This window comes from Streptomyces sp. NPDC002306, from assembly GCF_053593435.1.
This window is the reverse complement of record NZ_JBSFCK010000012.1, coordinates 37,509-59,893: the sequence shown is the minus strand read 5'-3', so window position 1 is coordinate 59,893 and position 22,385 is coordinate 37,509. Positions and strand designations below refer to the sequence as shown.

The following is a 22,385-nucleotide window of genomic DNA, read 5'->3' as shown; positions in this document are numbered from 1 at the left end:
ATGACGGAGACCACGGGGCGCGCCGCGGGCTGGGGCTTCGACGCGGCGGGCGACGGCACCGAGATGCCCCCCGATCTGTCCTTCACCACGCCGAGCGGGGCGCGCCACACGGTGCCCGCCCGGTTCGGCCCCGACCTCAGGCGGGTCGTCCGGCCGCCCCTGCTGGCGCGGGAGCTGCTCCTCGGCGACGCCTGGAAGGGCGTCCAGGTACGGCTGTCCGCCGCCGACGCCGCCGGTGGCCACGAGTACCACGCGCTGGAGACCGAGGTGGGCGCGGCCCTGATGATCCACCGCGCGTTCTCCGGCAGCCCGTTCCAGGGGCTGTTCCCCGTCCCGGTCGGCTACGACATGGACGCGGCCGAGCCGTTCCTGATCTACTCCGAGCCCCGGGGAGCGCCCGCCACCAGCCTCGCCCACGGCATCTCCACCACCGATCAGCGGATCATCGAGCGTGATCTGGTGCTCGCGGTACGGCTGTTGGAGAGCCTGGGACTGGCGCACCGGGGCATCGTGCCCGCCGCCGTCCGCTGGGACGGGGAGCGCGCGCAGCTGTGGGACCTGGGCGCCATGGCACGGATCGGCTCCCCCCGCACCCCGTGGGGCACCCCGCCGTACGCGCCGCCCGAACAGCGCGCCGGTGTCGGCGAGGTCGACGCCCGGGACGCGCTGTGGAGCACCGCGCAGCTGATGTACCAGCTCGTGGCGGGCAGGCAGGGCAGGCCCGACGGCCCGCCCGCGGACCTCGACGCCTACCGCTCCCTGGCCCAGACACTCGGTACGGCCTTCGCGCCGAGGGCCCAGGACCGTCCGACGCCCGCCCATCTGCTCGGCCTGCTGATGCCGGACCCGGACCCGGCCGCCATGGTCGCGGCCCGCCCCGACCCGCTGGAGCCGCACCGCAGGGAGTTCGACGCGGCGCTCGCGCGCAAGCGCGCCGCCGTCGGCCTCGACCGCTTCGACCACCCGGACGCCCCGCCCGGCCGGGACACCACCACGGCCCCCGACGGGGACGGCCCGCCCCGCGACGGACGCCCGCGCGCGGCGCAGGGCACGCCGGACGACGGGGGCCGCAGACGCGGCTGGCTGGGCGGGACGTCCGATCGCGAGCGCGGCAGAAGCGGAAGGGGACGCCGGTGAGCGGCACGCCGACCCACCTCGAACCCGGGCAGGTGATCTGCCCGTACTGCCTGGAGATCGTCGTCTACGACGAACGGGCCCTGCACGTGCGCAACGAGAAGTCGCAGTACGAACGGCTCGACATCACCCGGCTCACCAATCCGCTGCGGCGCGCGGACGTCCTGCGCGGGGCCTTCCAGCTGTGCGGGAACACCGAAGGGCTCGCCCACCACTACATCCCGGTGCCCTACCTGACCCATGGCCGTCCGCTGACCATCGCCATGGTCGGGACGTCGGGCACCGGCAAGAGCCATCTGCTGACCCAGATGGTCGCCGAGGTCACCGATGGCTGCCTGGAGCCGTACGGCGTGCGATGGCAGTCGGTCAACCCGGCCGACCACTCGGTGTTCATCCGGGAACGGGTGGCGCAACTGCGCGCCGGAGCGCAACTGGAGGCCACCGGACAGACGCCGTTCGCCGAGTTCGTCGAGGCCCTGCTGCTCACCGGCGCCGACGGCCAGGTGCGGCCGGTGGCCTTCTTCGACCTGGGCGGCGAGGACCTGGTCCGCACGGACGCGCTGCTGCGCTTCCTGCTGGGCGTCGACGCCCTGGTCTTCGTCGCCGATCCCCTGCTGGCCTGCGGGCTGCCGCAGCTCGACGAGACGCGCGAGCGCTACGGCCTGCACGTGAGCCGGAGCGACCCCGCCTTCGAGACGGTCCTCGACCGGCTGCCCCGGCGGGGCGCTTATCTCGACGTGGCCATGGCGCTGGTGGTCGGCAAGGCCGACCTGCTGCGCTTCGAGCCGCCCGTAGACCGCTGGCTCAGCCGGCCGTCCACGGCCCCGCTCGATCCCCGGCAACTGCGCGAGGAGAGCCGCGACGTGTACGCCTTCCTGCGCCACCATGCCGCTCCCGCCTGGTTGCGGCCGTTCGACAGCGCCCTGCGCTGCACCCTGCACTTCGCCTCCGCGACGGGAGGCCAGCCGACGAACGGCCGCTTCCCGCACGGAGTGCGCTCGCGACGGGTGCTGGGTCCGCTGGTGTCGATCCTCGCCATGTGCGGGCTGCTGTCCGAGGACCCGGCGCACCGGCCGTCCACCGTGGGGATGTGAGGCGACATGGACCGACGCGGCCAGGAACAGCTCGACCAGATCGTCTTCCGCTGGGAGGGCAACCGCGACCGCACGGGGACGGGCATCACCGCCGTGGCGTACTCCTGCGAGAAGGAGCGTGCCGAGGAGCTCAGAGCCGAACTGGCCCACCTGCTGCGGGTGGAGGGCACCGAACAGCCCAGCCAGGTCCGTTACGTGCTCACGTCCGGGGAGGTGGTCGTCGTCAACCGCCGGAGCGGTCCCGACGCCCATGGCCGGGGCAGCACGCGGTCCCATGCCCTGGTCGGCGGACGCGGACTCCTCAAGCCCAGGCTCTGTCTGACGCTGAGCGCGTTCCCCGTACCCGAAGGCGGGCCGCCCGGAACCGACCCCCGCGGTCTGCGGCGGGCGACGCGCGGTGAGATCAACGAGGTGGTCGCCCAGGAATGGCCCTTGTTCACGGGCCGGGTGGGCACGGTCGCGGAGCCCCTGATCGCGGTGGTGGCCCAACTGCTGCGCACCCCGGACCACTCGGTGTCGATCCGGGTACCGGACTTCTCCGCCGTCGGGGCGAACGACACCCCGCTGCTGGTGTGGGGGCTGTGCGGCATCTTCGGCGACTGGCTCGGGCCGGACTGCTGGACCTACGCGACCTACGACACCTCCGACACCCGGGGCCTGCGGGTCGTCGGCGTGCCGGCCTGGCGTACGTCGGCGGCCGGAATGGCACGGCTGGAGCGGATCACGTTCGGCGACGCGCCGCGGGACGAGGCCCAGTGGATCGCGGCGGAACTGGTACGGCTGTTCCTGGCCGACCCGGACGAGGCGGTGATCCTCCGCCGGCTCTTCGGCTTCTTCCCCAAGGGAGCCACCATGCCGGTGTCCGAGCGGCTGCGTACGCTGCGGGGCCTGCTGGAGACGAGCCAGGGCCCCGTGATGCAGGGGACGGCCACGACAGCGGCCCCGCGCCCCCGGCACACGGTCCGTCACGACAACGCTCCGTACCCGCTCCCCGGCGAGGGTGAGCCGGGAGCGGCGGACGGGCGGGGAGCCGGCGAGCCGGACCCGGCCGGCCGGCCGGACGTGTTCGCGGACTCCGGCGGGTCGGTCGGCCCGGGCGGGTCGGTCGGTCCAGCCGATTCCGTCGGTCCGGCTGGTTCCGTCACGCGCGAGGACGAGCGGTACGGCAGTTCACCGGACGACCGCCGCGCACCGTCCGTGCCGACCACCCCCGCCCCGGGTGCTCCGGCGCCCGCAGCCAGGGCGCACGAGCCCGTCACGGACGGGAACGCCGGACACGGCGATGCCTTGACGCACTCCTCACCCACGGCCACGGGCACGGGTGCCACCCGGCCCGCACGACCCTCCGAGTCGACGCCACGACCCGTCCACGAGTCCGCGCCGGCGTACCCGCCCTCGCCCGCCGCAGACTCCACGCCCGCTTCCGCTCCCGCCTTCACGCCGGATCCGGAGTCCGTCCTTCCGCCGCCGCCCCGGTCACCGCTGACGCCCGCCCCGCCGGGGGCGTCACCGACGCCACCGATGCCTGAGCGCCCACCGGCCGACCCCGGCGCCGGACCTGCCCGGCGCCGGGAGACGACGGACCCCCTGCTCCGCCGGCCCTCCGAACGGCAGCGGTCGCGGTACGGCCTGCCGCGGCTTCCCCACCCCGGGCACGCACTGCCGGAAGCCGACGAGCGGAACCCGGACCGCCGGCCGTCGTCACTCGTCGGCCCCCGGGGGAGACTGCCCCTGCGCCCGACCCGGGTGCAGCGTCTGGCCCGCCGGGTCACCTTGGGCCGATGGCGGCACGACCGGCGTTCGGCGTCGTCGACGAGCCTCGACGCGCGGAGCGACCGGGAGTTGCTGGAACGGCTCGGGGAGCACGGCATACCGCGGGAGGAGAGCGACCTTCTCCTCGGCGCGCTGGCCGACCGGGCGGGCTGGCGCAGTCTGCGGGAAGCGGACTTCGTCTGTCGCGCGGTGCTGGACCAGCGGCTCTACCTCCGCCGCGGTCGCCCGGCCCCCGACGAGGAGCCCGACGAGCGGGACCCGCGATACAGGGCGGAGACCGCCGTCTGGCTGCTGCACTGGGCCGTGCTGCCGTACATGACGCACCGGGGCGTCGACGAGGACGTGGTCCGCCTGGTACGTCGCCTGTGCGAACGTCCCGGCCCGATGGAGCGGCACTTCCTGGACCGGCTCGTCCTGACCACCATGTACGGCGTGCCGAACCTGCCGAGCCGTGCCTGGTCGGAGATCGTCCACTGCCTGGCCAGGACCCCGCTCACGGACGGGACGCTCCCGCAAGCGCCTCCCCCCACGCGTTCCGGCACATCTCCCGAGCAGCTCCCCGAGGCACCCGCACCGGCCGGCGCCCGTCGACCGCCACCCGGTGAGGGCCACCGGGCGGCCCCGCCCGACGACAAATGGAAGTTCGGGTTCCTGTGCATGTGCTGCGTCGCAGCCGTCCTTCTCCTGCTCCTGATCGCCTGAGGGGGCGACCACGAACTCCCCTCAGGAGCAGGGGACATGAGAAGCCGACAGATGAACCGGCACGGGGCCGCGGCGGACAGCCGCTCCCGTGCACGGCGCGAGAGGAAACGCGCGTGACACCGACCCACGGCCCGCACGACGGGCCGCCGCCCGAGAACAGCCGGAGAGTCCGACAGCGGGTCTTCATCAGCCACGGCTCCGCGGAGGACGCCTTCAGCTGGCGGGTGTGCGCCGCCGTCCGGCGGGCGCTCGACGACGTGGGCTATGAGGTGTTCCTGGACCGCGACTCACTGGACCCGCAGACGGACTGGGACCTCCAGATCCGCGAGGCACTGGCCGCGTGTCACGCGGCGGTGTTCGTCATCTCCCGCCGTGCGCTGACCAGGGAATGGGTACGCAGGGAGGCGGAGCTACTGCGCCAACGGCAGGACATGGAACGGATCTTCCTGCTGGTCGTGCTGCTCGACGACGTACAGCCGAAGGAACTGGACGAGGCGGGCCTGCAGGTGCTGAACAGCAAACAGGCCCTGAAGTTCGCAGCGGATCCGGAGCCGGCCGGGATCGCCGAGGCGGTCGCGGAGGAGTTCGCGGCACTCCTGCCGCTGCCGGGCGAGGACGAACCGATGTACCTGTGGGCCGAGCGGGTCTCGGCGATGCTCAGGAAATCCGGCGACCCGGGTGTCCTTGAGGACGCCGCGAAGCTGCTCGGCCTGGAGGAGCGGGACGCGCGCCGGGCCCGCTGCTTCAACGGTTCGCGATTCCTCGCCAGAACCCTGCTGAGCGCGAGACTCGGCGACAACGTGCCCAGGGCCGTGTTCCACCTCAACGCGGCTCTCGGGGCCAACGGCCGTTCCCTGGCCAGGGAGATGGAACCGACCTGGGTGGACGAGGAGGCCGCGCGTGCCTTCATCCCGGACGAGAGGTCGGACCAGGGCCGGGTCATCCTGCTCAACGCCTCGTTCAAGCGGACCGCGGAACATCACATAGGGCGGGCGATGCGCCGGGACACCACCCAGTACGTCAAGGCAGACCTCGCCGTGCTCCGGCCGGACGAGGAGGCCGCCACGGAGTCGGTCGCGGACGAGCTGTGGGCCGTCCTGAGGAACAAGCTGGCGATCCCCGACCGGCCGGGCGCACGGCGCTGGCGGCCGCCGCGGTACGTGTACGTCGTCGTCCCCGTGGAGTCGCGCGCCCGTCGGCGCACGCTGGCGAACGCCGTGAGGCAGCTCAGGAAAGAGGCTCCCTGGCTCCACGTGGTCGTGCTGCTGGAGGACGGATCACCGGACGACGGCGGACCGACGCCCTGGGGGATCGAGGACGCCGTGGTGGTACGGCCCGCGCTGGACCCCGGGCAGGAGGAACAGGGGCACTTCCGGGTCCAGGAACTGTACGAGGCCGTCGAGAGCCCGTGCCGCGAACCCGAGCGCTGGAGGACGACATGAGGGTGAGCGAGGGCGACTACGACACCGTCCGGACATGGGGCAGCACGGACCGCGGGGACGGCACCCGCTACCTGATGCCCGACGCGGGCCGGCTCGCGGTGCAGGTGGCCCTCGCCACCGGGCGCCCGCTGCTGCTCAGGGGAAGCCCCGGCTGCGGCAAGTCCTCCCTCGCCGCGTACGTCGCCCACACACTCGACTGGCGTTACTACGAACATGTCGTCACCTACCGCACCCAGGCGACCGACCTGCTGTGGACCTTCGACACGGTCCGGCGGCTCGCGGACGCGCAGGCCCGCGACGGCGGCGGCAGGATCGACGACCACAAGTACGTGCGTCCCGGACCGCTGTGGTGGGCGTACGCGCGGGACTCCGCCCTGCGGCGCGGGCTGCCCGAGGGGAGGCTCGTCGAGGACACCGCGTGTCCCGAGCCGTCGGCCGAGTTGAACGCCGGGCGGAAGAAGGAGGGCGCCGTCGTCCTCATCGACGAGATCGACAAGGCCGACCCGGACGTACCCAACGGGCTGCTGGTGCCCCTGGGTTCGGCGGAGTTCACGGTGGCGGAGACCGGGGACGTCGTCCGCATGCGACGCCGCGCGACGCCGGGGCCGGCGGACCCCCGCCACCTGGTCGTGATCACGACCAACGACGAGCGGGAGCTGCCGCAGGCGTTCCTGCGGCGGTGCGTCGTCGCGTCGCTGCCGTCACCAGGCAAGGACCGGCTGGTCGCGATCGCGGTCGAGCATCTCAAGAACGGGCCGCCGGACGGCGACTGGGAGGGACTGGCCCTGGCCGTGGCGGAGGAGGTCGAGAACGCCCGGGACCAGGCACGCAAGGACGGTGTGCGCGCTCCGAGCACGGCCGAGTACCTGGACGCCCTGTACGCGTGTCTGTCCCTGGGCATCCGCAGCCCGGCCGACGACCGCTGGCACCGGCTGCGCGATCTGGTGCTGGTCAAGCACCAGCAACCGGAGGATGGTCTCTCGGGGTGACACACCAGGACGGCGGGGACAGCCCGGAGCGGTGGGGCGCGGACGGCGGCCGGAACGGGCACGGTGGGACAGAGGCCGCCGGGCACGTCCTGTCCGGCCGGGCGGACGTCTGGCTGGGGGATCTCGTCAGGGCCGTCGAGGAGATCGCGCCGCGCGACGACGAGGAGTTCTGGCGGGTCGCCCGGATGCTGGGACTGGGCCCCGGGGGACGGGGGCCGGCCCGCGCCGGGTCAGAAGCGGGGACACCGGGACGGACGGGACTCGGCCGGTGGCACCGCGCCGAGCGCCCTGGGACCGGCCCCGGGCCGACGACCACGCACGGGGTCGTTCTCGAACCCGGCGCCCTTGACGCGCCGGACGAGGGGCGGACGCGGGCTCCCGTACCGGTGCGGTGGTACGCGCCGGTGCCCGAGCCGGGGTCCGCGCCCCGGGCCGCGGACCCGCGCACACCGCCCCCCGGCCCGTGCGACGGGCGCGCTCGGGCGGCGGACGCGCGCCGCACCGTCGACGCCGACCGGGCGGCTGGAACGGACACCGGCGCGACGGGGACCACCGGCACCGCCGTCTCGCGCACCGACACCCCGCGCACCGACACCCCGCGCACCGACACCCCGCGCACCGACACCCCGCGCACCGACACCCCGCGCACCGACACCCCGGGCGCCGACACCGGTACCGCCGCCACCGACGGTGGCCGCGCGTCCCGCGCCCTGGACCCCGTGGAGCGCGCGCCCGCCTGGCCGCGGACCTGGGTCCGGGACGGGCTGCTCAGGCCCGACCGGAAGCTGATGGCCCAAAGTCCCCCGTACACCCCGCTGTTGGCCCGCAGTTCCGCGGCGGCGCTGCTCGAGGCCGCCCTGTCGGGCCGCGCGCCGGACGGGGACGTGGAGATCGAGCACGCGGTCGAACTCCTCGCGCGGGGACTGCCGTTGGCAGCCCTGCCGCGGCGCATGCGCCGGACGCTGCGGCACGGGGTGCAGATCCTCGTCGACCACGGCCCCGCCATGGAACTGTTCGCCCGCGACCAGGTCCAGCTGTGCGCACGGGTCGAGGCTCTCGTCGGCACCGACAAGACGGGGCTGCTGCACTTCGCCCACGCCCCGCTCCGGGGGGCCGGCCCCGGGCCGCTGTGGACCTGGGAGGCCTACCGCCCGCCGCCCCGGGACAGCGCGGTCCTGCTGCTGAGCGACTGCGGAGTCATCGGCCCGCCCGGCGACCAGGACCGGAGCACCCCGGCCGAATGGCGGCGGTTCGCCGAACTCGTGCGGGGCAACGGCGCCCGCCCGCTGGCGCTGCTGCCGGTGCCGGAGCAGCGGGTGCCCGAATGGCTGTCCGCGCTGATGCCGGTGCTGTGCTGGGACCGTGGCACCACCGTCGGCCGGGTGGCCGCCCGGGTGCACGCCTGGCGGGAAGGACGACGGCCGTACGGTGGTCCGCCCCTGGGCGACGGGAGCCACCCATGAGTACCGCGTCCGGTGCCGTGGGGGAGGGGCACCCGCTGCCACCCGGGCCGCCGCGCGACGCGGTCGACGTCGCCACACTGCTCAGCACCACGGTTCGCGTCGAGCCCGAGTTGTTGCGTGCGGTGCGGGTGGCGCTGTTGCCGCAGGCCGATGTCGGCGCGGAGTCCGATCTGTGGTTCAGCCGGTGGGTGGCGACCCGCAATCCGCGCGCCATGGTGCTCCTGCCCGACGTGCAGCGAGCGCTCAGGCCACGGCTGCCCGAGGTCCTCGGACGCTGTGCCTCGCCCCCGGGCCTCACCGCGGCGGAGCATCTCAGGGAGCTGATCACCAGCAGGCACGGTCATCTCTCCCCTCTCATGCGGCTGGAGGAGGAGGTCCAGTGGCTGGTCGCGTCGGGCGCGGGCGGCGGTGCGGGCGTGCGCGAGGCGGAGGCCGCGCTCGGCTCGGCACTGCGGGCCCTGGTCGAGCACGAGGGACGTGAGGCGATCGCCGACTGGATCGTGAGCGTGTGCCCACGCCTGCCCGAGCCGTTGCGGGACACGGTCACCGGCTGGCAGTTCCGTGCCATCACCCGCTTCCTGGAACCCGGGCTGAACCCGGACCGCGCCGCGCCCGCCGGGCTCACCTGTCCGGACGTCGGGCTGGTCCTCGACGCGGTGGCCGTCTCCGGGGAGGCGGAGGTCCCCGACACGCTGGTCGCGGTCCGCCTGGCCGGCGAGGTGCTGACGGTCGCCGACGCCTCGGCCGGCCGAGGCGCCGTCGACGGCGCCGAAGGGGACGGGACGGGCCCGGTGTTCATTTGGGTTCCGGCCACCGATCCGGTCGTCCTGGAACTGCTCCCCGGCGCGGACGGACGGGGCGGTCGGCCGATCCGGTTGCGCGCGGGTGAGTCGGTCACGGTCACCGGGTGTCCGCCCACGCCCCGGCTGGTGACCGCCGACCGCCGCGTCTACGCCCCGTCAGCTGCGGCCCGCGCAGGCGGTGGCGGGCGGCCTGCGTCCACGACACCGGGCCGGACCGTCGTCCTGGGCCCGCGGCCCGTCACCGACACCTTCTGCCAACAGGTGTACGACAGCGTGTGCGCACGGCTGCGACAGGCCGGACACGCCGTGTGGGATCTCGGAACGCTGTGGTCGTCCGTCGCCCGGCCCGGCCATGTGCCCTGGCCCGGGACGGTGGACGCGGTGGTCTTCCTGCTCGACCGCGAACTGATCGTCGAGCCCGCGGTGCGCGACCAGATCGAGACGCTGGTCTCGTGGTCGGCGGACACGGGGGCGCCCCGCCCCCTTCTCGTGCCGCTGCGGGGCGTGCGACGCGACGACCGGCAGGCCCGGGCACTGCCCGGTGGCGACGCCTGTCACTGGATGACGTACGTCAACGACCGCGTGTGGAGGAAGGACCGCCCCTGGAGTGCCGGGCACGCCCTCCACATCGCCGGGGCGGTGGCGAGTCAGGTCGGGGAGTCCATCACCGGCGCGGGACACACCCCGCCGGGCAGGCACACCTTCCCCACGCGCTTCCGGATCCTCGCCCGGATGGCCGACAGGCGGCTGAGCCGGTACGTCGCACACGGCGACCGCGATGCGCTCGACCGGGCGGTCGACCTCTTCCCCCCGGACCTGACGGTGTTCCCCGCCGACGACCCGGGAGCCGCGTCGGCGTTCCTCCGGCAGGCACGCGCCCGACGCCACCGGGCGCGGCTGACCGGCAGCGCCCGGGACGCCGAACGCGCGGTGGACCTCCTGCGCCAGGTACTGGACGGTACCTCCGGGGAGTCCGGTCCGCGGGCGCGGGTACACGCGACCGCCCTGAGGGAGCTGCTCCTGGCCCTGCGGGTACGCACCGAGATCGCCGGCGCCGCCCCGCTCCCGGACGGTGTCGTCGCCGCTCTCGACGAGGCGGTGGCGCTGGCCCGTGCGGCACATCACGAGGACCGGTCGGCCGACGACCGGGCCGCCCTGGCGGTCTGTCTGGCCCCCGCCATGGCGAGCGACGCGTGGCTGCGCCGCCATCCCCGGGAGACCGAGACCGCGGCGCGGCTCAATCTCGAAGCCGCGGGCGTGGTGGTCTCCGGCTCGTCGACGGAGCCGGTGATCGCGGCCCGGACGGCGGCCCGGCTCGCGCTGGACGCGGGAGCCGTGTCTCTGGCGGTACGGGCCTTCGCCCGGTGGTTCACGCTGCTGGAGGGCACCGAATGGACACGGCTGGACGGGGCCCGGTTCGCCGCCCTGACGGAGGGGTTCACCGGCGCCCCGGAGAACGCCGCCGCCTGCGCGGTCGCGGCGGACGAGCCGCCGACGACGGTGCTGCGGCTGCTGGAACGCGGCCTCGCCGTGCACCGGGTCGTCCTGGCGGGTCGCTCCGTACTGAACGACGAAGGCGGGCGTTCCTGCCGGTCGCGCGAGGAACGACTGGACCGGCTGGGCGGGGAGGCGGCCCGGCTCACCGCCCGCTGGACGCCGGACGAGCGGCGGGCGGTGACCGCGCGGGCCACCGTGGTCGTGCTGGTCGCGGCGGACGCGGGGGGCGGCGCGCTGATCCTCGACGGCGACACGGCCACCGCCGTACCGCTGCCCGGCCTCACCTCCGCCGCCGTCGCGGGCCGGGCACCGGAGGATCCGGCTGTCCGCGAGGCGCTGGGCCCCGCGCTGCGGGAGCTGGAACGCGGCCCGTCGGCCGGGGACTCCACGGTGCCGCGCCGCGTGTACTGGTGTCCCACCGGTCCGCTGGCCCGGCTCCCCGTCCACGAGGCGTGGTCCGGCGAGCCCGGCACGCCGGCCCCGGTGTCCTCGTACGCCACGTCCGTGTCGGACCTGTTCATGCCCCGCCACGACGTCTCCGCGGGCGGCCCGTACCGGCCGGCTCCGTCACGGGTCCTGCTCGTCGTCTCCCCGACGCAGGGCGACGACCGGTGGGCGGAGCGGGCCGAAGCGGAGGTACGGACCGTCAGGGACACCGGCATCGAGGTCGACCTGCTCGTCGGCGCCCAGGCGACACGGCGGGCGGTGCTGGAGGCCGCCGCCGACGTGGAGTTCGTCCATCTCGTCTGCCGCCCGACGGCGGCGCCCGGACGCGGCGGGGGCTGGGCGATCGTCCTCGCGGACGGACCGCTCACCGCCGCCGACATCGCCGCGACCGACCTGTCCGCCACCCGACTCGTCCTGCTCTCCGGATACGGCGAAGCCGTCGGCGCCGGTACCGACCCGGACCGGGACACGCTCGCCGGCAGCCTGCACCGGGCGGGGTGCCGTCATGTCGTCGCCTCGCTGTCCGCCCCCGGGACCGGGGCGGCCGTGCACGACCTCGACGCACCCGTGGCCCGCTTCTACGACGCGCTCCTCGACGGCGACGGACGCCCGTGGACCGACCGGGTGGCGCTCGCCCTGCACGAGGCGACGGCACCGGTCCACGGGACGGAGCGGCGACGGAATCCGTACCCGTCCTTCGTGCACATCGGCTCGTGAACAAGAAGTGCGCGCACAGCGGCTCGTGAACAAGAAGACCGAGGGAGGGTGTCGTGACCACCACCGACGTGGGTTCGTACACGACCGACGAGATCAAGCACCTTGAATTCATCCAGGCGGTGGTGACCAGACTGGGAAACGGCTCCTTCCTCATCAAGGGGTGGACCATGACGGTCAGCGGAGTGTTCTTCGGCGTCCTGGTCAATCACCTGAGCTGGAGGTTCGCGGCGACCGGGATGATTCCCCTCGTGGGATTCTGGCTGCTCGACTCCTATTACCTCAGGCAGGAACGGATGTTCCGCAAGCTCTACGACGATGTCAGGGGGCGGGCGGCCGGAGTTCCGCCCTTCTCCATGAACGTCCAGCCTTACCTGGCCCGCGTTCCGTGGAGCGATGTGGTCGTCTCGCGGACGATGGTCAACTTCTACGGCGTCATCGCGGTCGTCGACGCCGCCTTCATCGTGGGCGCGGTCATCCAGGTGACCTGACAGCGGCGGATCTTCCACCTCGCGAGGGGCGTGCTGTACGGTCGCGCAATGACGTCGGCAGTCGAACGCGAGGCCGCAAGCTGCCCCTTCTGCGAGATCGTCGCGGGCCGCTCTCCGGCGAGGATCGTCCACGAATCCGCGTCCACACTGGCATTCCTGCCCCTGAATCCGGCCGCGCGCGGACACACACTCGTGGTGCCCAAGGAACACATCGCCGACCTCTGGGAGTTGGACCCCGCGGCGGCCCGTCCGTTGATGGATTCCGTGCTGCTCGTCGCTCAGGGCATCAGGAGCGCGCTGTCACCCGAGGGGCTGAACCTGATCAACTCGGCGGGCGCGGCGGCCTCGCAGACCGTCTTCCACCTGCACATGCATCTGGTCCCGCGCTGGCCGGACGACAGAATGGGAAAACTCTGGCCGCCGAGCGAGGAGGCGGAACCCGAACAGCTCGACGCGTTCGCGGAATCACTCAGGTCGGAGCTCGCGAGCAGGACCATGATCCCCGCTTCCGCGTCACCTAGCGCTTCAACGCCCGATAGCGCTTCATCAGGGCGGTGATGCGCGCACCGTCCGCCTGGCCGTTCAGTTCGGCGACGAGATCGTCAGGGCACAGCTCGTACAGGTCGCCCCACCACCGACGCCCACGGTTGTCCCAGATCCGGTAACCCCCCGGCACACCCCTGGCCACGAAACGCCTCCTGCTCACGTTCCCTCCTCCCACGAACCTCCACACCGGGCCACCGGACCACCGGGTCACCTGGCCCATCGTTCCCTCCGTCGGGCCGCCCCCGCTCCGGCTTTTCGCCATTCGGCCGACAGGCCCTCCGTCAAGGCGACTTGTCGATGTGCTCGCCCTCACCGCGGCCCGCCCCGCCCGCTCCCCATCTTGACGAGTACACGCCCGCCGCGAAGAATGAGCCCGCTCCACTTTGACAACGTTGTCCAAGCTTCGGGGAGGCGCTGACGCCCATGAAATGGATCCAGCGAGTACACCGCGCGGGGACGGTGATCACGGCGGTCGCGCTGCTCGGTGCCGCCCTCGCCGCGCCGACGGCCCAGGCGGCCGGAGCCGGGAGCGAGCGACTCACCGACCTGGTCAACCCGTTCATCGGGAGCGAGAACGACGGCAACACCTACCCCGGCGCGGCCGTGCCCTTCGGGATGGTGCAGTTCTCGCCGGACACGGGGCACAACACCGGTTACGACTACTCCCAGAACCACATCCGGGGCTTCTCCCTCGTCCACCTCTCCGGCGTCGGCTGCGGCCTGGGCGGCGACCTGCCCGTGCTGCCGACCACCGGCGACGTCACCGAGACGGACTACGCCAGGTACGCGGCCGAGTTCAGCCATGACACGGAGCAGGCGAGCCCCGGCTACTACAAGGTCGGACTGAAGACCGGCATCGACGCCGAGCTGACCGCGACCGCTCGCACCGGGGTGCAGCGCTACACCTTCCCCGCCACCGACAAGGCCAACGTCCTGCTCGACGCCGGCCAGTCACTGCACCGGACGGTCTCCACCAAGGTCGAGATCCTCGACAACCGGACCGTCCGCACGGCGATCACCGGCAGTGGTTTCTGCCAGGACACCAAGCCGTACACCGTCTACACGATCACCCGCTTCGACCGCCCGTTCACCGCCCACGGGACCTGGGACGGCTCCACGGTCACCGACGGTTCGAGCGCCGGACGCGACGGCGCCTACGTCCGCTTCGACACGACCGAGGACCGGACCGTCGAGGCGACGACCGCCCTTTCCTACGTCGACGCCCACGGCGCGGCCGTCAACCTCCGTACCGAGGGCGGCCGTTCCTTCCGGCAGGTCCGTGACGCCGCACAACGGGCCTGGGAGGACCGGCTCGACGACGTACGCGCGAAGGGCGGCGGCGACACGCTGCGCCGCACCTTCTACTCGTCCCTGTACCGGTCCTTCCTCGCGCCGAACATCGGCAGTGACGCCGACGGCCGTTACACCGGCTGGGACCAGAAGATCCACCGCGCTCGCGGCTTCACGTACTACCAGAACTGGTCGTTGTGGGACACCTACCGCACCCAGTCCCAGTTGCTCGCCCTGCTCGCGCCGCGCGAGGCCCGCGACATGGCGATCTCCGTCATCAGGATCGACGCGGAGAGCGGCTGGCTGCCCAAGTGGGGTTACGGCACGGTCGAGACGAACATCATGACCGGTGACCCGGTCACCCCGTTCCTCACCAACGCCTACCAGCAGGGCCTGCTCAAGGGCTACGAGGAACAGGCCTACCAGGCCCTGAAGAAGAACGCGGACGCGGTGCCGCCCGCGAACTCGCCGGCCGTGGGCCGCGAGGCCAACAGGGAGTACATCGCCGACGGCTTCGCGCCTTACATCAAGGGCCGCCCGCATGTGAAGCCCGGTGACTCGGACTACGACCACGGCGCGTCCGCGACGCTGGAGTACGCCCTGTCGGACGCCATGCTCGGTGAGATGGCCCGCGATCTCGGCCACCACGCCGACGCGGCACGCTACGCCGCGCGCGCCCAGAACTACCGCACCGTCTTCGACGCCTCGACCGGCTTCTTCCGCGCCCGTGACGCCTCCGGTGCCTTCACCGGTCCCGAGGACCCCGCCCAGAGCGAGGGATTCCACGAGGGCACGTCCTGGCAGTACCAGTGGCTCGTGCCGCAGGATCTGCCCGGCATGGTCGGCCTGATCGGCGGCAAGCAGGCCGCCAACGACCGGCTGGACTCCTTCTTCGCCTACGACCAGCTCGTTCGGGACCCGGCGAAGACCGCGCGTGAGGTCTGGGTGAACGGCCCGTACGACTACTACAACGCGGACAAGTACAACCCGCAGAACGAGCCCGACCTCATCGCCCCGTACACCTACCTCTCCACCGGCCAGCCGTGGAAGACCACCGACGTGGTGCACGCGGCCCTGACCCTGTTCACGGACGCCCCGACCGGGATGACCGGCAACGACGACCTCGGCACCATGTCGGCCTGGATGGTGCTGTCGTCGATCGGCATCTTCCCGGTGCAGCCCGGCTACGACACCTGGGGCCTGTCCACTCCCGTCTTCGAACGCGTCGACCTCAGCCTCGACCGGCGCTACTACCCGCGGGGCGCGCTCACCGTGACGGCCCCCGGCACCTCGGACGGCAGCCACTACATCCAGTCGGCCCGCGTCGACGGAACCCCGTACGCCCGCACCTATCTGACCACGGACGCCCTGCGTGACCTGCGCTCCCTCGCGTTCACCGTCGGCGCCGAGCCGTCGGACTGGGGAACGGCGGCCACGGCCGGACCGCCCGCGCTGAACTGATCCACCCGGAGCCCGCCCGGTCCGGTCCGAGTCCTGTCCCTCGTCCTGCCGAGGGACGGGACTCGTCGGCTCCGGCTCCCTCCGGCGGCAACACGTCCGCCGCGCGCGGGACATCGCCGTACGGAGCCGGTTCCGCCGTGTCAGGGGGCCGCGTTGAGCAGATCCACGGCGCTCTGCTGGCGAGCCGCGTCCACCGTGTCGAGCGGCCCGTACCAGCGCAGTCCGTACTGGTCGAGGGCGTTGCGGTCGCTGCCGGCGGCGCGGTCCGCCTGGCGTCGCAGATAGCCGGTGTACGGGTGGTCGGCGAGCGCCGCGTCGAGCTTGCCCAGACCACGCACGTGCGCGCCCTTGAACGACGGCCCGTCGCCGCCGCAGTCGCCGCTCTCGCACGGATCGCGCAGGATCCCGTCCGCGGTGTTGAGCGAGGACGAGGTGGTGGCGGCGTCCGCGATCCGCCGTCCGGCCGTCAGCAGCCCGCCGTCACCCGTCGCCCGGTACAACTCGGTCAGGGCGCCGAGGAGCACTCCTTGGTTGTACGACCACACCGTGCCGCCGTTGTCGCGGCAGGTACCGAGATCGATGCCGTCGTCGACCAGCTGCGAGCCGTTGACCATGCCGGTGCCCTGGAACCAGGACCATCCCGCGCGCGCCCGGCCCAGGTACGTCGAGTCGCCGGCGAGGCGGTTGTGCAGCGCCGCGTTGAGCTGGATGTACAGGGAGTTGGCGATGGCGTTCTTGTACGTTCTCGCGGTGCTCCACCACACTCCGCCGCCGCAGGTGCCGTCCCAGTAGGAGGCCATGTGGTCGGCGTCCGCGCGGGCGGTGGCCAGGTAGCGGCTCTCGCCGGTGAGGTCGTAGGCGGCCACCCAGGCCAGGCCCCACCAGCCGGTGTCGTCGATGTACTCGTTGCGGAACTGCCCGCCCCGCGCGTTCACGTTCAGGTCGTACGTCCGGGCGATCGCGTACGTGTAACTGCCCATGCCCGTCACGCGGATGTTGTCGATGACGGCCGTGAGCGCGTTCGCCGAGTTCCACCAGCCGGTCGTGTCGAACAGGCCGGTCCCGTAGGCGTAGAGGGACATCAACCCGGTGACCGCGGCGGTACGGCGGTTGCCCGCGTTCCAGGTGGTACGGGCCCACGCGGTGCAGGCGATCTCGGCGCGGTCCCCCGCCTTGCCGCAGGCGCGCAGGGCGCCGACGCCGTGTCCCGCCCAGTCGTCGACGTTGTACATGAGGGTGCGCCGGCCGCGCTGTCCGGCGGGGACCGTGGTGTCACCGAGTCTGCTGCCCGCGCTCCAGGTGCGGCCACCGTCGTACGAGCGGTCGAGCCAGACCTCGTCGCCGGGGTTGCCGTTGTCGAGGGACGCCCAGCCCATCGCGTCGGTGTCGTCGAAGTGCAGGGCGATCGAACGCGCGTGGACGGTCGCCGTCACCGGGGTGCGGTCGCCGGGGGAGAGGGCCGGGTCGCGGGCGTCGCAGTACCTGTTGCAGACGGTGGCCGCGACGGCCGTGTCGGCGGCGGACGCGGCCGGTGGCAGCTGGAGCAGGGCGCACAGGGTGAGGACGGACACCGCGGCCGTCCGCCATCGCCGGGACCTCGGTACGGGATGCATCCGGAGCCTCCCCGTGTAGGCCGACTCCGGCCTGGAGGAGGCCTGGAGTGAGAGCGCTCTCAGACGGTAGTGGTGAGCACGGGGAGCGTCAACGGGACACGCATGGGCGCGCGTTGAACGTGGCCGTCCGGCACCGGCCGGGGCGCCCGGGTGGACGCCTGCCTCGGTGGGGGAGCGCCGCTGGTTCAGAGCCGGCTGTACTTCTCGATGTCTTCGGTGAACTCGTCGATCGCCTGGCCCGTGAGCGTCGGCCGGGTGTCCGCGATGGCGGTCATGTAGTCCCCGGTGGTGACCGGTTGGCCCTGGCGATGCGTGACCTCGCGCTCGAACGCGGCCTGTGCGCCCTTGCGGGCGGCGAATTCGATGTCCGCGGGAGTGAACAGCTCGCTGGCCTTGACCAGTTGACCGATGTCCACGGAGCCGGAGGCGGATCCGAGATAGCGGGACCAGATGGCCGCGCGGGCGGTCGGGTCCGGGGGGCCGATGGGGATGACGTAGTCGAACCGGCCCGGTCGCAGGAAGGCCGCGTCGAGGGAGCGTACCGAGTTGGTGGCACAGGCCAGCAGTCGTGAGTCGTGCTCGCGGAACACGGGGATGAGTTTGAGCAACTCGTTGGTCACTCCGTGCCCGGGATCGACCGCCTTGCCGGACCGCGCGCCGGCTATCTCCTCGACCTCGTCGATGAAGAGCAGCACCGAGTCGAGTTCCGCCAGGTCCGCGAAGGCCTCACGCAGTGCCGCCGCCAGTCCCTCGCTCGTGTCGGCCGCGAGCCGGGAGGGGAAGAGCTCCACGAACGGCCAGCCGAGCCGTGAGGCGACCGCCTTGGCGAAGCTGGTCTTGCCGGTGCCGGGCGGCCCGAACAGGATGATCGCCTTGGGCGGGACGACGCCGTAGCGGTCGGCCAGCGCCGGTTCGGCCAGCGGGAGCACCACACGCCGTTCGACGACCTGCTTCTCCCGCTCCATGCCGGCCATGGCGTCCCACAGCCCCCCGGGCAGCGTGCGGCCGCCCAGTGACGCGAGGACGTCGGCGTTCACGGTTCCGGGAGGTTCGAGCTTCTCGTAGTAGGTGAGGTCCTCGCGCAACCGGTAGCCGGAGTTCTCCAATGCCTTCGCGCCCGCGGCGTGGGCGGGCAGCAGTGCGCTGATGTGGCGTACGCCCATGGCCCGCAGTCGCCGTTCGAGCTCGGTGAGAAGGGCGCTGCCGATCCCGCGCTCGCGCCAGCGGGAGGCGAGCGCCACGAGGAGGATCCATCCCCGCTTCTCGTAGGCCTGCGCGACCGCCATGCCCACCAACTCGTCGCCGACCACCGCGACGACCGCCGTCTGACCGGCCTTGGCCGCGGCCATCACCTCGGAGACCGGAAACACCCGTTCCTCGTCGGCCCGGCGGCTCTGGTCCCAGATCTGGATGGCCTGGTCAAGATCATCATCATGATAGTCGCGCAAATGCCATACGGGCATCGTCACCACCTCACAAGGCCCGGGACTCTCATTGTCCCCTCGTCCCCGCGGACGCGCCGGGTGACGAACCAGGCGGACCGCAGAACAGCCCCGGAGCTCGAATGGCCATTTCTGACGCCCGCGACCGGCGAATCCCACCCGTACCGCTCCTATAACATGATCGCCCTCATTACCTTTTCTTCACCGGTAGGCAATGCTCCGTAGCACGAAGAGTGACTTATTTAGTTAATACGTAACGAATCGGTCAAACAATTGATATCTATATCGTCGCGGACTTTCTCGCGAATAAAGTACAGAACCGCGCTCCTGCGGCACCGGCCGCAGGTGATGCTGTGGGTCGCGGTGAGCGTGGTGGCCCTCGGGTTCCTCGTCGCGCTGGAGATCGCCGCGCGCCGCTACGACGTGCCGGGGCCGATCACCAATCAGGCGCGCGAGGTGATATTCGCACCCAAATCGGGGCCACTGCTGTACGCCAGCATGGCGTTGATGATGGTGGTGCTCCCGTGGCGGCAACGATTCATCGCGGCCGGTGTCGCGGTCGGTATCGACGTCGCCTTCTTCCTGGCGCGGTGGGCGGTCGGCGCCAAGATGATGTTCGGCAACGGCGCGTTGTGGGTGATTCTGGGCTACGCGGTCATCGCGGTCACGCGTCGCGCCGGACGGGAGCGTGTCCTGCTGCTGAAGGGCGTCGGACTGGCTCTGCTGCTGGTGACCGGCCGCAAGACCGGCGACGCCTGGCTGCTCATCACGTCGAAGACCCGCCCGACGGTGCTCGACCCGTACATGGCGAACGCCGATCACGCGCTGGGCAACCCGTCGTGGCTGGCGGGCCGGGTCGTCCAGGCCACCGGTTCGATCGGTGCCCATGTCCTTGACTGGGTCTACATCCAGCTCGCGGTCGCCGCGGTGATCGTCGCGCTGTACGAACTGCGCAACGTGGCGGTCGAGCGCCGCTTCCCCGGACACCATCTGGTGCGCACCTTTCTGGTGATCGGCCTCCTGGGGCCGGCCATCTACATGATCTTCCCGGTGGTCGGTCCGGTCTTCGCCTACGGCGCCGACGGCGGACGGTGGGCGGTGGCCGACCTGTGGCCGAACACGCTGCCGACGGGTGCCCCGCACTCGATCCCGTTCGACGAGATCACCCCGCGCAACTGCATGCCCAGCCTGCACACGGCCTGGGCCACCACGATCTTCATCCATTCCCGCAGGGGTCCGCGGATCCTGCGGTTCGCCGGCACGTTCTGGCTGGTCGCCACACTCTCCGCGACGCTGGGCTTCGGCTACCACTACGGCGCGGATCTCGTGGCCGGCGTGGTGTTCGCCTTCACGATCGAGGCGGCGATGCGCTCGTTCGAACGCGGCTGGGACCGGTCGGGAGCCCAGTTGGTCGCGTACGGCACGACGGTCTTCGCCGCGCTCCTGCTGTCGTATCGCTATCTGTCGGTCGAGATGGCGGCGCACCCCTGGGTGTTCGGACCCCTGCTCCTGCTGGCGATGGCTTCGGTGATCCACCGTTACGCACGGACCACCAGGCTGTGGGTACCGGAGACGGCGCCGGTGCTGAAGCCCGATCTGCAACCCGAACTCGTCTGAGACCTGTCGCGTCGGTGAAGAGGACGCTCGCGGCCCCGGCCCCTGTCGAACGTGCTGGACCACGTGCGCCGGTCGGGGCCGGCAGTCGCCGTGCCCTTCAACGACGTTGGGCGGCTAGGCCTGACGATCGGCGATCGGCGATCGGCGATCCGCGGTCAGTAGTCCTTGGTTCGTAGTCCCGGGCCCGTGAACGGCCGTCTGTGAATGGCCGCCTGCGGTCGGCCGTCCGCGGTCACCGTCTCCTGCGTGCGGGGGCGTGCGCCCGACGTTCAGTGGGAATCCGGGTAACGCGCGCGGCCGTTGGGCAGTTCGCCTGAGGTGGAGTCCTCGAGCAGCGCGGTGTACTTCCGCGAGAGCTCGTCGTAGCGCTCATCGGCGACCTCGGGCCGGCGCTTGCGCCGGGTCATGAGGTACAGAGCGACAGGCCCGGTGATCATCGAGACGACCGGGATCAGCGCCCACCACGGCATGGATCCTCCCCTGAGTGCGGCGTACGGGGACCCCGCGACACTTCTCCCGGAGCGTATGCCCTGGCGGGCCGCCCGCCAAAACCACATCCCGGCACATGGGCATCAAGATCTTCGGCAGCCACACACATCACCAGTTGTTTCATGCCAACCACTGGACGTGGTGTCCTGATCGAATCTAAGTTCCCCACTCGGTAGCGCACTTGTACCCGCCACACATCCCTGGCGTGGACAAGTGCGTTGTCCTGCTAGGCCTTTGGTGGAACACCCCACCCACCGTGCGATGCGAAAGGCTGTGGTGAAGACCGGTGCCCCCGCGCCCGACGGCGCGCTCCCCGAACGGACGGCCGCCGCGGCGGCCGTCACCGGCCGCCCCCGGTTCCTGGTGCTGGGACTGCTGGCCATCACCGACGGCCACGAGACGGTCGTGTTACAGCCGTCCAAACCGAGTTCACTGCTCGCCGCGCTGCTCCTGCATCCCGGCGCCGTCGTCTCCGCCGATCTGCTCCAGCGCGTGGTCTGGGGAGGTCGGCCCCCCGCCGGTGGACGGTCGGCGTTGCACACCTGCGTGCTGCGACTGCGCAGGCTCTTCGCGAAATACGGCGTCGCGGGCCACGCCATCGAGGCCGTGCCCGGCGGCTACCGGCTCCACGCCGACGCCGACACCCTGGACCTGCTGCGGTTCCGCGAGTTGCTGGCCCGGGCCGGCGCCAGCGACGATCCCGAGTCCGCGCTGCACCTCGCACGGACCGCGCTGCGCCTGTGGAAGGGCCCCCTCCTCGGCAACGTCCACTCCGACGAGCTCCACCGCGACCATGTGCCCCGCCTGTCCGAGGAGCGGCTCCTCGCCGTCGAGCGCGTCTTCGACGGCGAACTGCGCCTGGGACGGCACCGGGAGATGACCGCCGAGGCCCGCGAGGCGGTCCGCGCCGACCCCGGGCACGAGGGGCTGTCCGCCCTGCTCATCGAGGCGCTGTACCGCTCCGGGCGACGTGCCGAGGCACTCGCCGAGTACCGCAGGATCCACGCCTACCTCACCTCGGAGCTGGGCGTGGAGCCCGGTCCGGCGCTGCGCGAGCTGCACGGCGCCGTCCTGCGCGGCGAACCGACCGACGGGCGCGCGGTGTCGCCCGCGACGGGCGTACCGCCGCCTGCCGCCGCCGACGTACCGACCGGTCTCGGACGGGCCTCACCGCCGGCCCCGGGCACCCTGGTCCTGCGCGCGCTCGTCAACGCCGGGCTGCTGGAGGAGGACCCGTCCGGCCGTTTCCGCGTCCACGATCTGCTCCGGCTCTTCGTCCAGGCCGCCGGCGCCAGCCTGCCGGCCGCCGTCCCACCCGACCCGACGGACCTCCCCCCGTCGACCGCCGGCTGACCGTCCCCCGCACTTCGGAGGTTTT

General features: G+C 72.3%; 16 protein-coding genes. 12 read left to right on the top strand and 4 right to left on the bottom strand.

All coding sequences use genetic code 11. The features are described 5' to 3' along the window. From ACWCQK_RS23640 to ACWCQK_RS23600, 9 genes are all read left to right on the top strand, one after another. A complete protein-coding gene (locus tag ACWCQK_RS23640; RefSeq protein WP_451157920.1) occupies positions 1–1,137 on the top strand; it encodes a hypothetical protein in 1,137 nt (378 codons plus the stop codon). After that, on the top strand, positions 1,134–2,228 hold the full coding sequence (locus tag ACWCQK_RS23635) for a hypothetical protein (RefSeq protein WP_451157918.1): 1,095 nt from the start codon (positions 1,134–1,136) through the stop codon (positions 2,226–2,228). The genes ACWCQK_RS23640 and ACWCQK_RS23635 overlap by 4 nt, the downstream gene beginning before the upstream one ends. A 6-nt stretch (positions 2,229–2,234) precedes the next feature. Then, on the top strand, positions 2,235–4,703 hold the full coding sequence (locus ACWCQK_RS23630; RefSeq protein WP_451157916.1) for a hypothetical protein: 2,469 nt from the start codon (positions 2,235–2,237) through the stop codon (positions 4,701–4,703). Between the two features lie 113 nt (positions 4,704–4,816). Beyond that, positions 4,817–6,145 (top strand): toll/interleukin-1 receptor domain-containing protein, encoded by a 1,329-nt coding sequence (locus ACWCQK_RS23625; RefSeq protein WP_451157914.1) that lies wholly within the window; start codon positions 4,817–4,819, stop codon positions 6,143–6,145. Further along, positions 6,142–7,134 (top strand): AAA family ATPase, encoded by a 993-nt coding sequence (locus ACWCQK_RS23620; protein WP_451157912.1) that lies wholly within the window; start codon positions 6,142–6,144, stop codon positions 7,132–7,134. The genes ACWCQK_RS23625 and ACWCQK_RS23620 overlap by 4 nt, the downstream gene beginning before the upstream one ends. After that, positions 7,131–8,597, top strand: coding sequence for a hypothetical protein (locus ACWCQK_RS23615; RefSeq protein WP_451157910.1), 1,467 nt, complete (start codon positions 7,131–7,133; stop codon positions 8,595–8,597). The genes ACWCQK_RS23620 and ACWCQK_RS23615 overlap by 4 nt, the downstream gene beginning before the upstream one ends. After that, positions 8,594–12,061: a CHAT domain-containing protein gene (locus ACWCQK_RS23610; protein ID WP_451157908.1), complete on the top strand. Its 3,468-nt coding sequence runs from the start codon at positions 8,594–8,596 to the stop codon at positions 12,059–12,061. The genes ACWCQK_RS23615 and ACWCQK_RS23610 overlap by 4 nt, the downstream gene beginning before the upstream one ends. A 53-nt stretch (positions 12,062–12,114) precedes the next feature. After that, positions 12,115–12,549: a hypothetical protein gene (locus ACWCQK_RS23605; RefSeq protein WP_451157906.1), complete on the top strand. Its 435-nt coding sequence runs from the start codon at positions 12,115–12,117 to the stop codon at positions 12,547–12,549. A 48-nt stretch (positions 12,550–12,597) separates the two neighbouring features. Further along, entirely contained in the window at positions 12,598–13,107 is a 510-nt protein-coding gene (locus ACWCQK_RS23600; RefSeq protein WP_451157904.1) for an HIT family protein, read from the top strand. Here ACWCQK_RS23600 and ACWCQK_RS23595 read toward each other — a convergent pair. Next, positions 13,067–13,255 (bottom strand): hypothetical protein, encoded by a 189-nt coding sequence (locus tag ACWCQK_RS23595; protein ID WP_451157902.1) that lies wholly within the window; start codon positions 13,253–13,255, stop codon positions 13,067–13,069. The genes ACWCQK_RS23600 and ACWCQK_RS23595 overlap by 41 nt on opposite strands. A gap of 263 nt (positions 13,256–13,518) precedes the next feature. Between ACWCQK_RS23595 and ACWCQK_RS23590 the strand changes: the two genes are divergently transcribed. Then, positions 13,519–15,846, top strand: a complete 2,328-nt coding sequence (locus tag ACWCQK_RS23590) for a GH92 family glycosyl hydrolase (RefSeq protein WP_451157900.1) — start codon at positions 13,519–13,521, stop codon at positions 15,844–15,846. 140 nt (positions 15,847–15,986) lie between these two features. Here the strand turns inward: ACWCQK_RS23590 and ACWCQK_RS23585 are convergent, their stop codons facing one another. Together ACWCQK_RS23585 and ACWCQK_RS23580 are read right to left on the bottom strand one after the other, a co-directional pair. Further along, positions 15,987–17,459 (bottom strand): glycoside hydrolase family 76 protein, encoded by a 1,473-nt coding sequence (locus ACWCQK_RS23585; protein ID WP_451157898.1) that lies wholly within the window; start codon positions 17,457–17,459, stop codon positions 15,987–15,989. A 185-nt stretch (positions 17,460–17,644) separates the two neighbouring features. After that, positions 17,645–18,922, bottom strand: a complete 1,278-nt coding sequence (locus ACWCQK_RS23580) for an ATP-binding protein (protein WP_451157897.1) — start codon at positions 18,920–18,922, stop codon at positions 17,645–17,647. Positions 18,923–19,249: 327 nt separating this feature from the next. Here ACWCQK_RS23580 and ACWCQK_RS23575 point away from each other — a divergent pair, with 327 nt between their 5' ends. Further along, positions 19,250–20,518 carry a phosphatase PAP2 family protein gene (locus ACWCQK_RS23575; RefSeq protein WP_451158221.1) on the top strand — a complete coding sequence of 423 codons (1,269 nt, stop codon included), beginning with the start codon at positions 19,250–19,252 and terminating at the stop codon, positions 20,516–20,518. Positions 20,519–20,787: 269 nt separating this feature from the next. Here ACWCQK_RS23575 and ACWCQK_RS23570 read toward each other — a convergent pair whose 3' ends face one another. Then, a complete protein-coding gene (locus ACWCQK_RS23570; protein WP_451157896.1) occupies positions 20,788–20,988 on the bottom strand; it encodes a hypothetical protein in 201 nt (66 codons plus the stop codon). Between the two features lie 280 nt (positions 20,989–21,268). Here ACWCQK_RS23570 and ACWCQK_RS23565 point away from each other — a divergent pair, with 280 nt between their 5' ends. Then, complete coding sequence (locus ACWCQK_RS23565) at positions 21,269–22,360, top strand: AfsR/SARP family transcriptional regulator (protein ID WP_451157895.1); 1,092 nt, start codon at positions 21,269–21,271, stop codon at positions 22,358–22,360. Positions 22,361–22,385 lie beyond the last annotated feature (25 nt).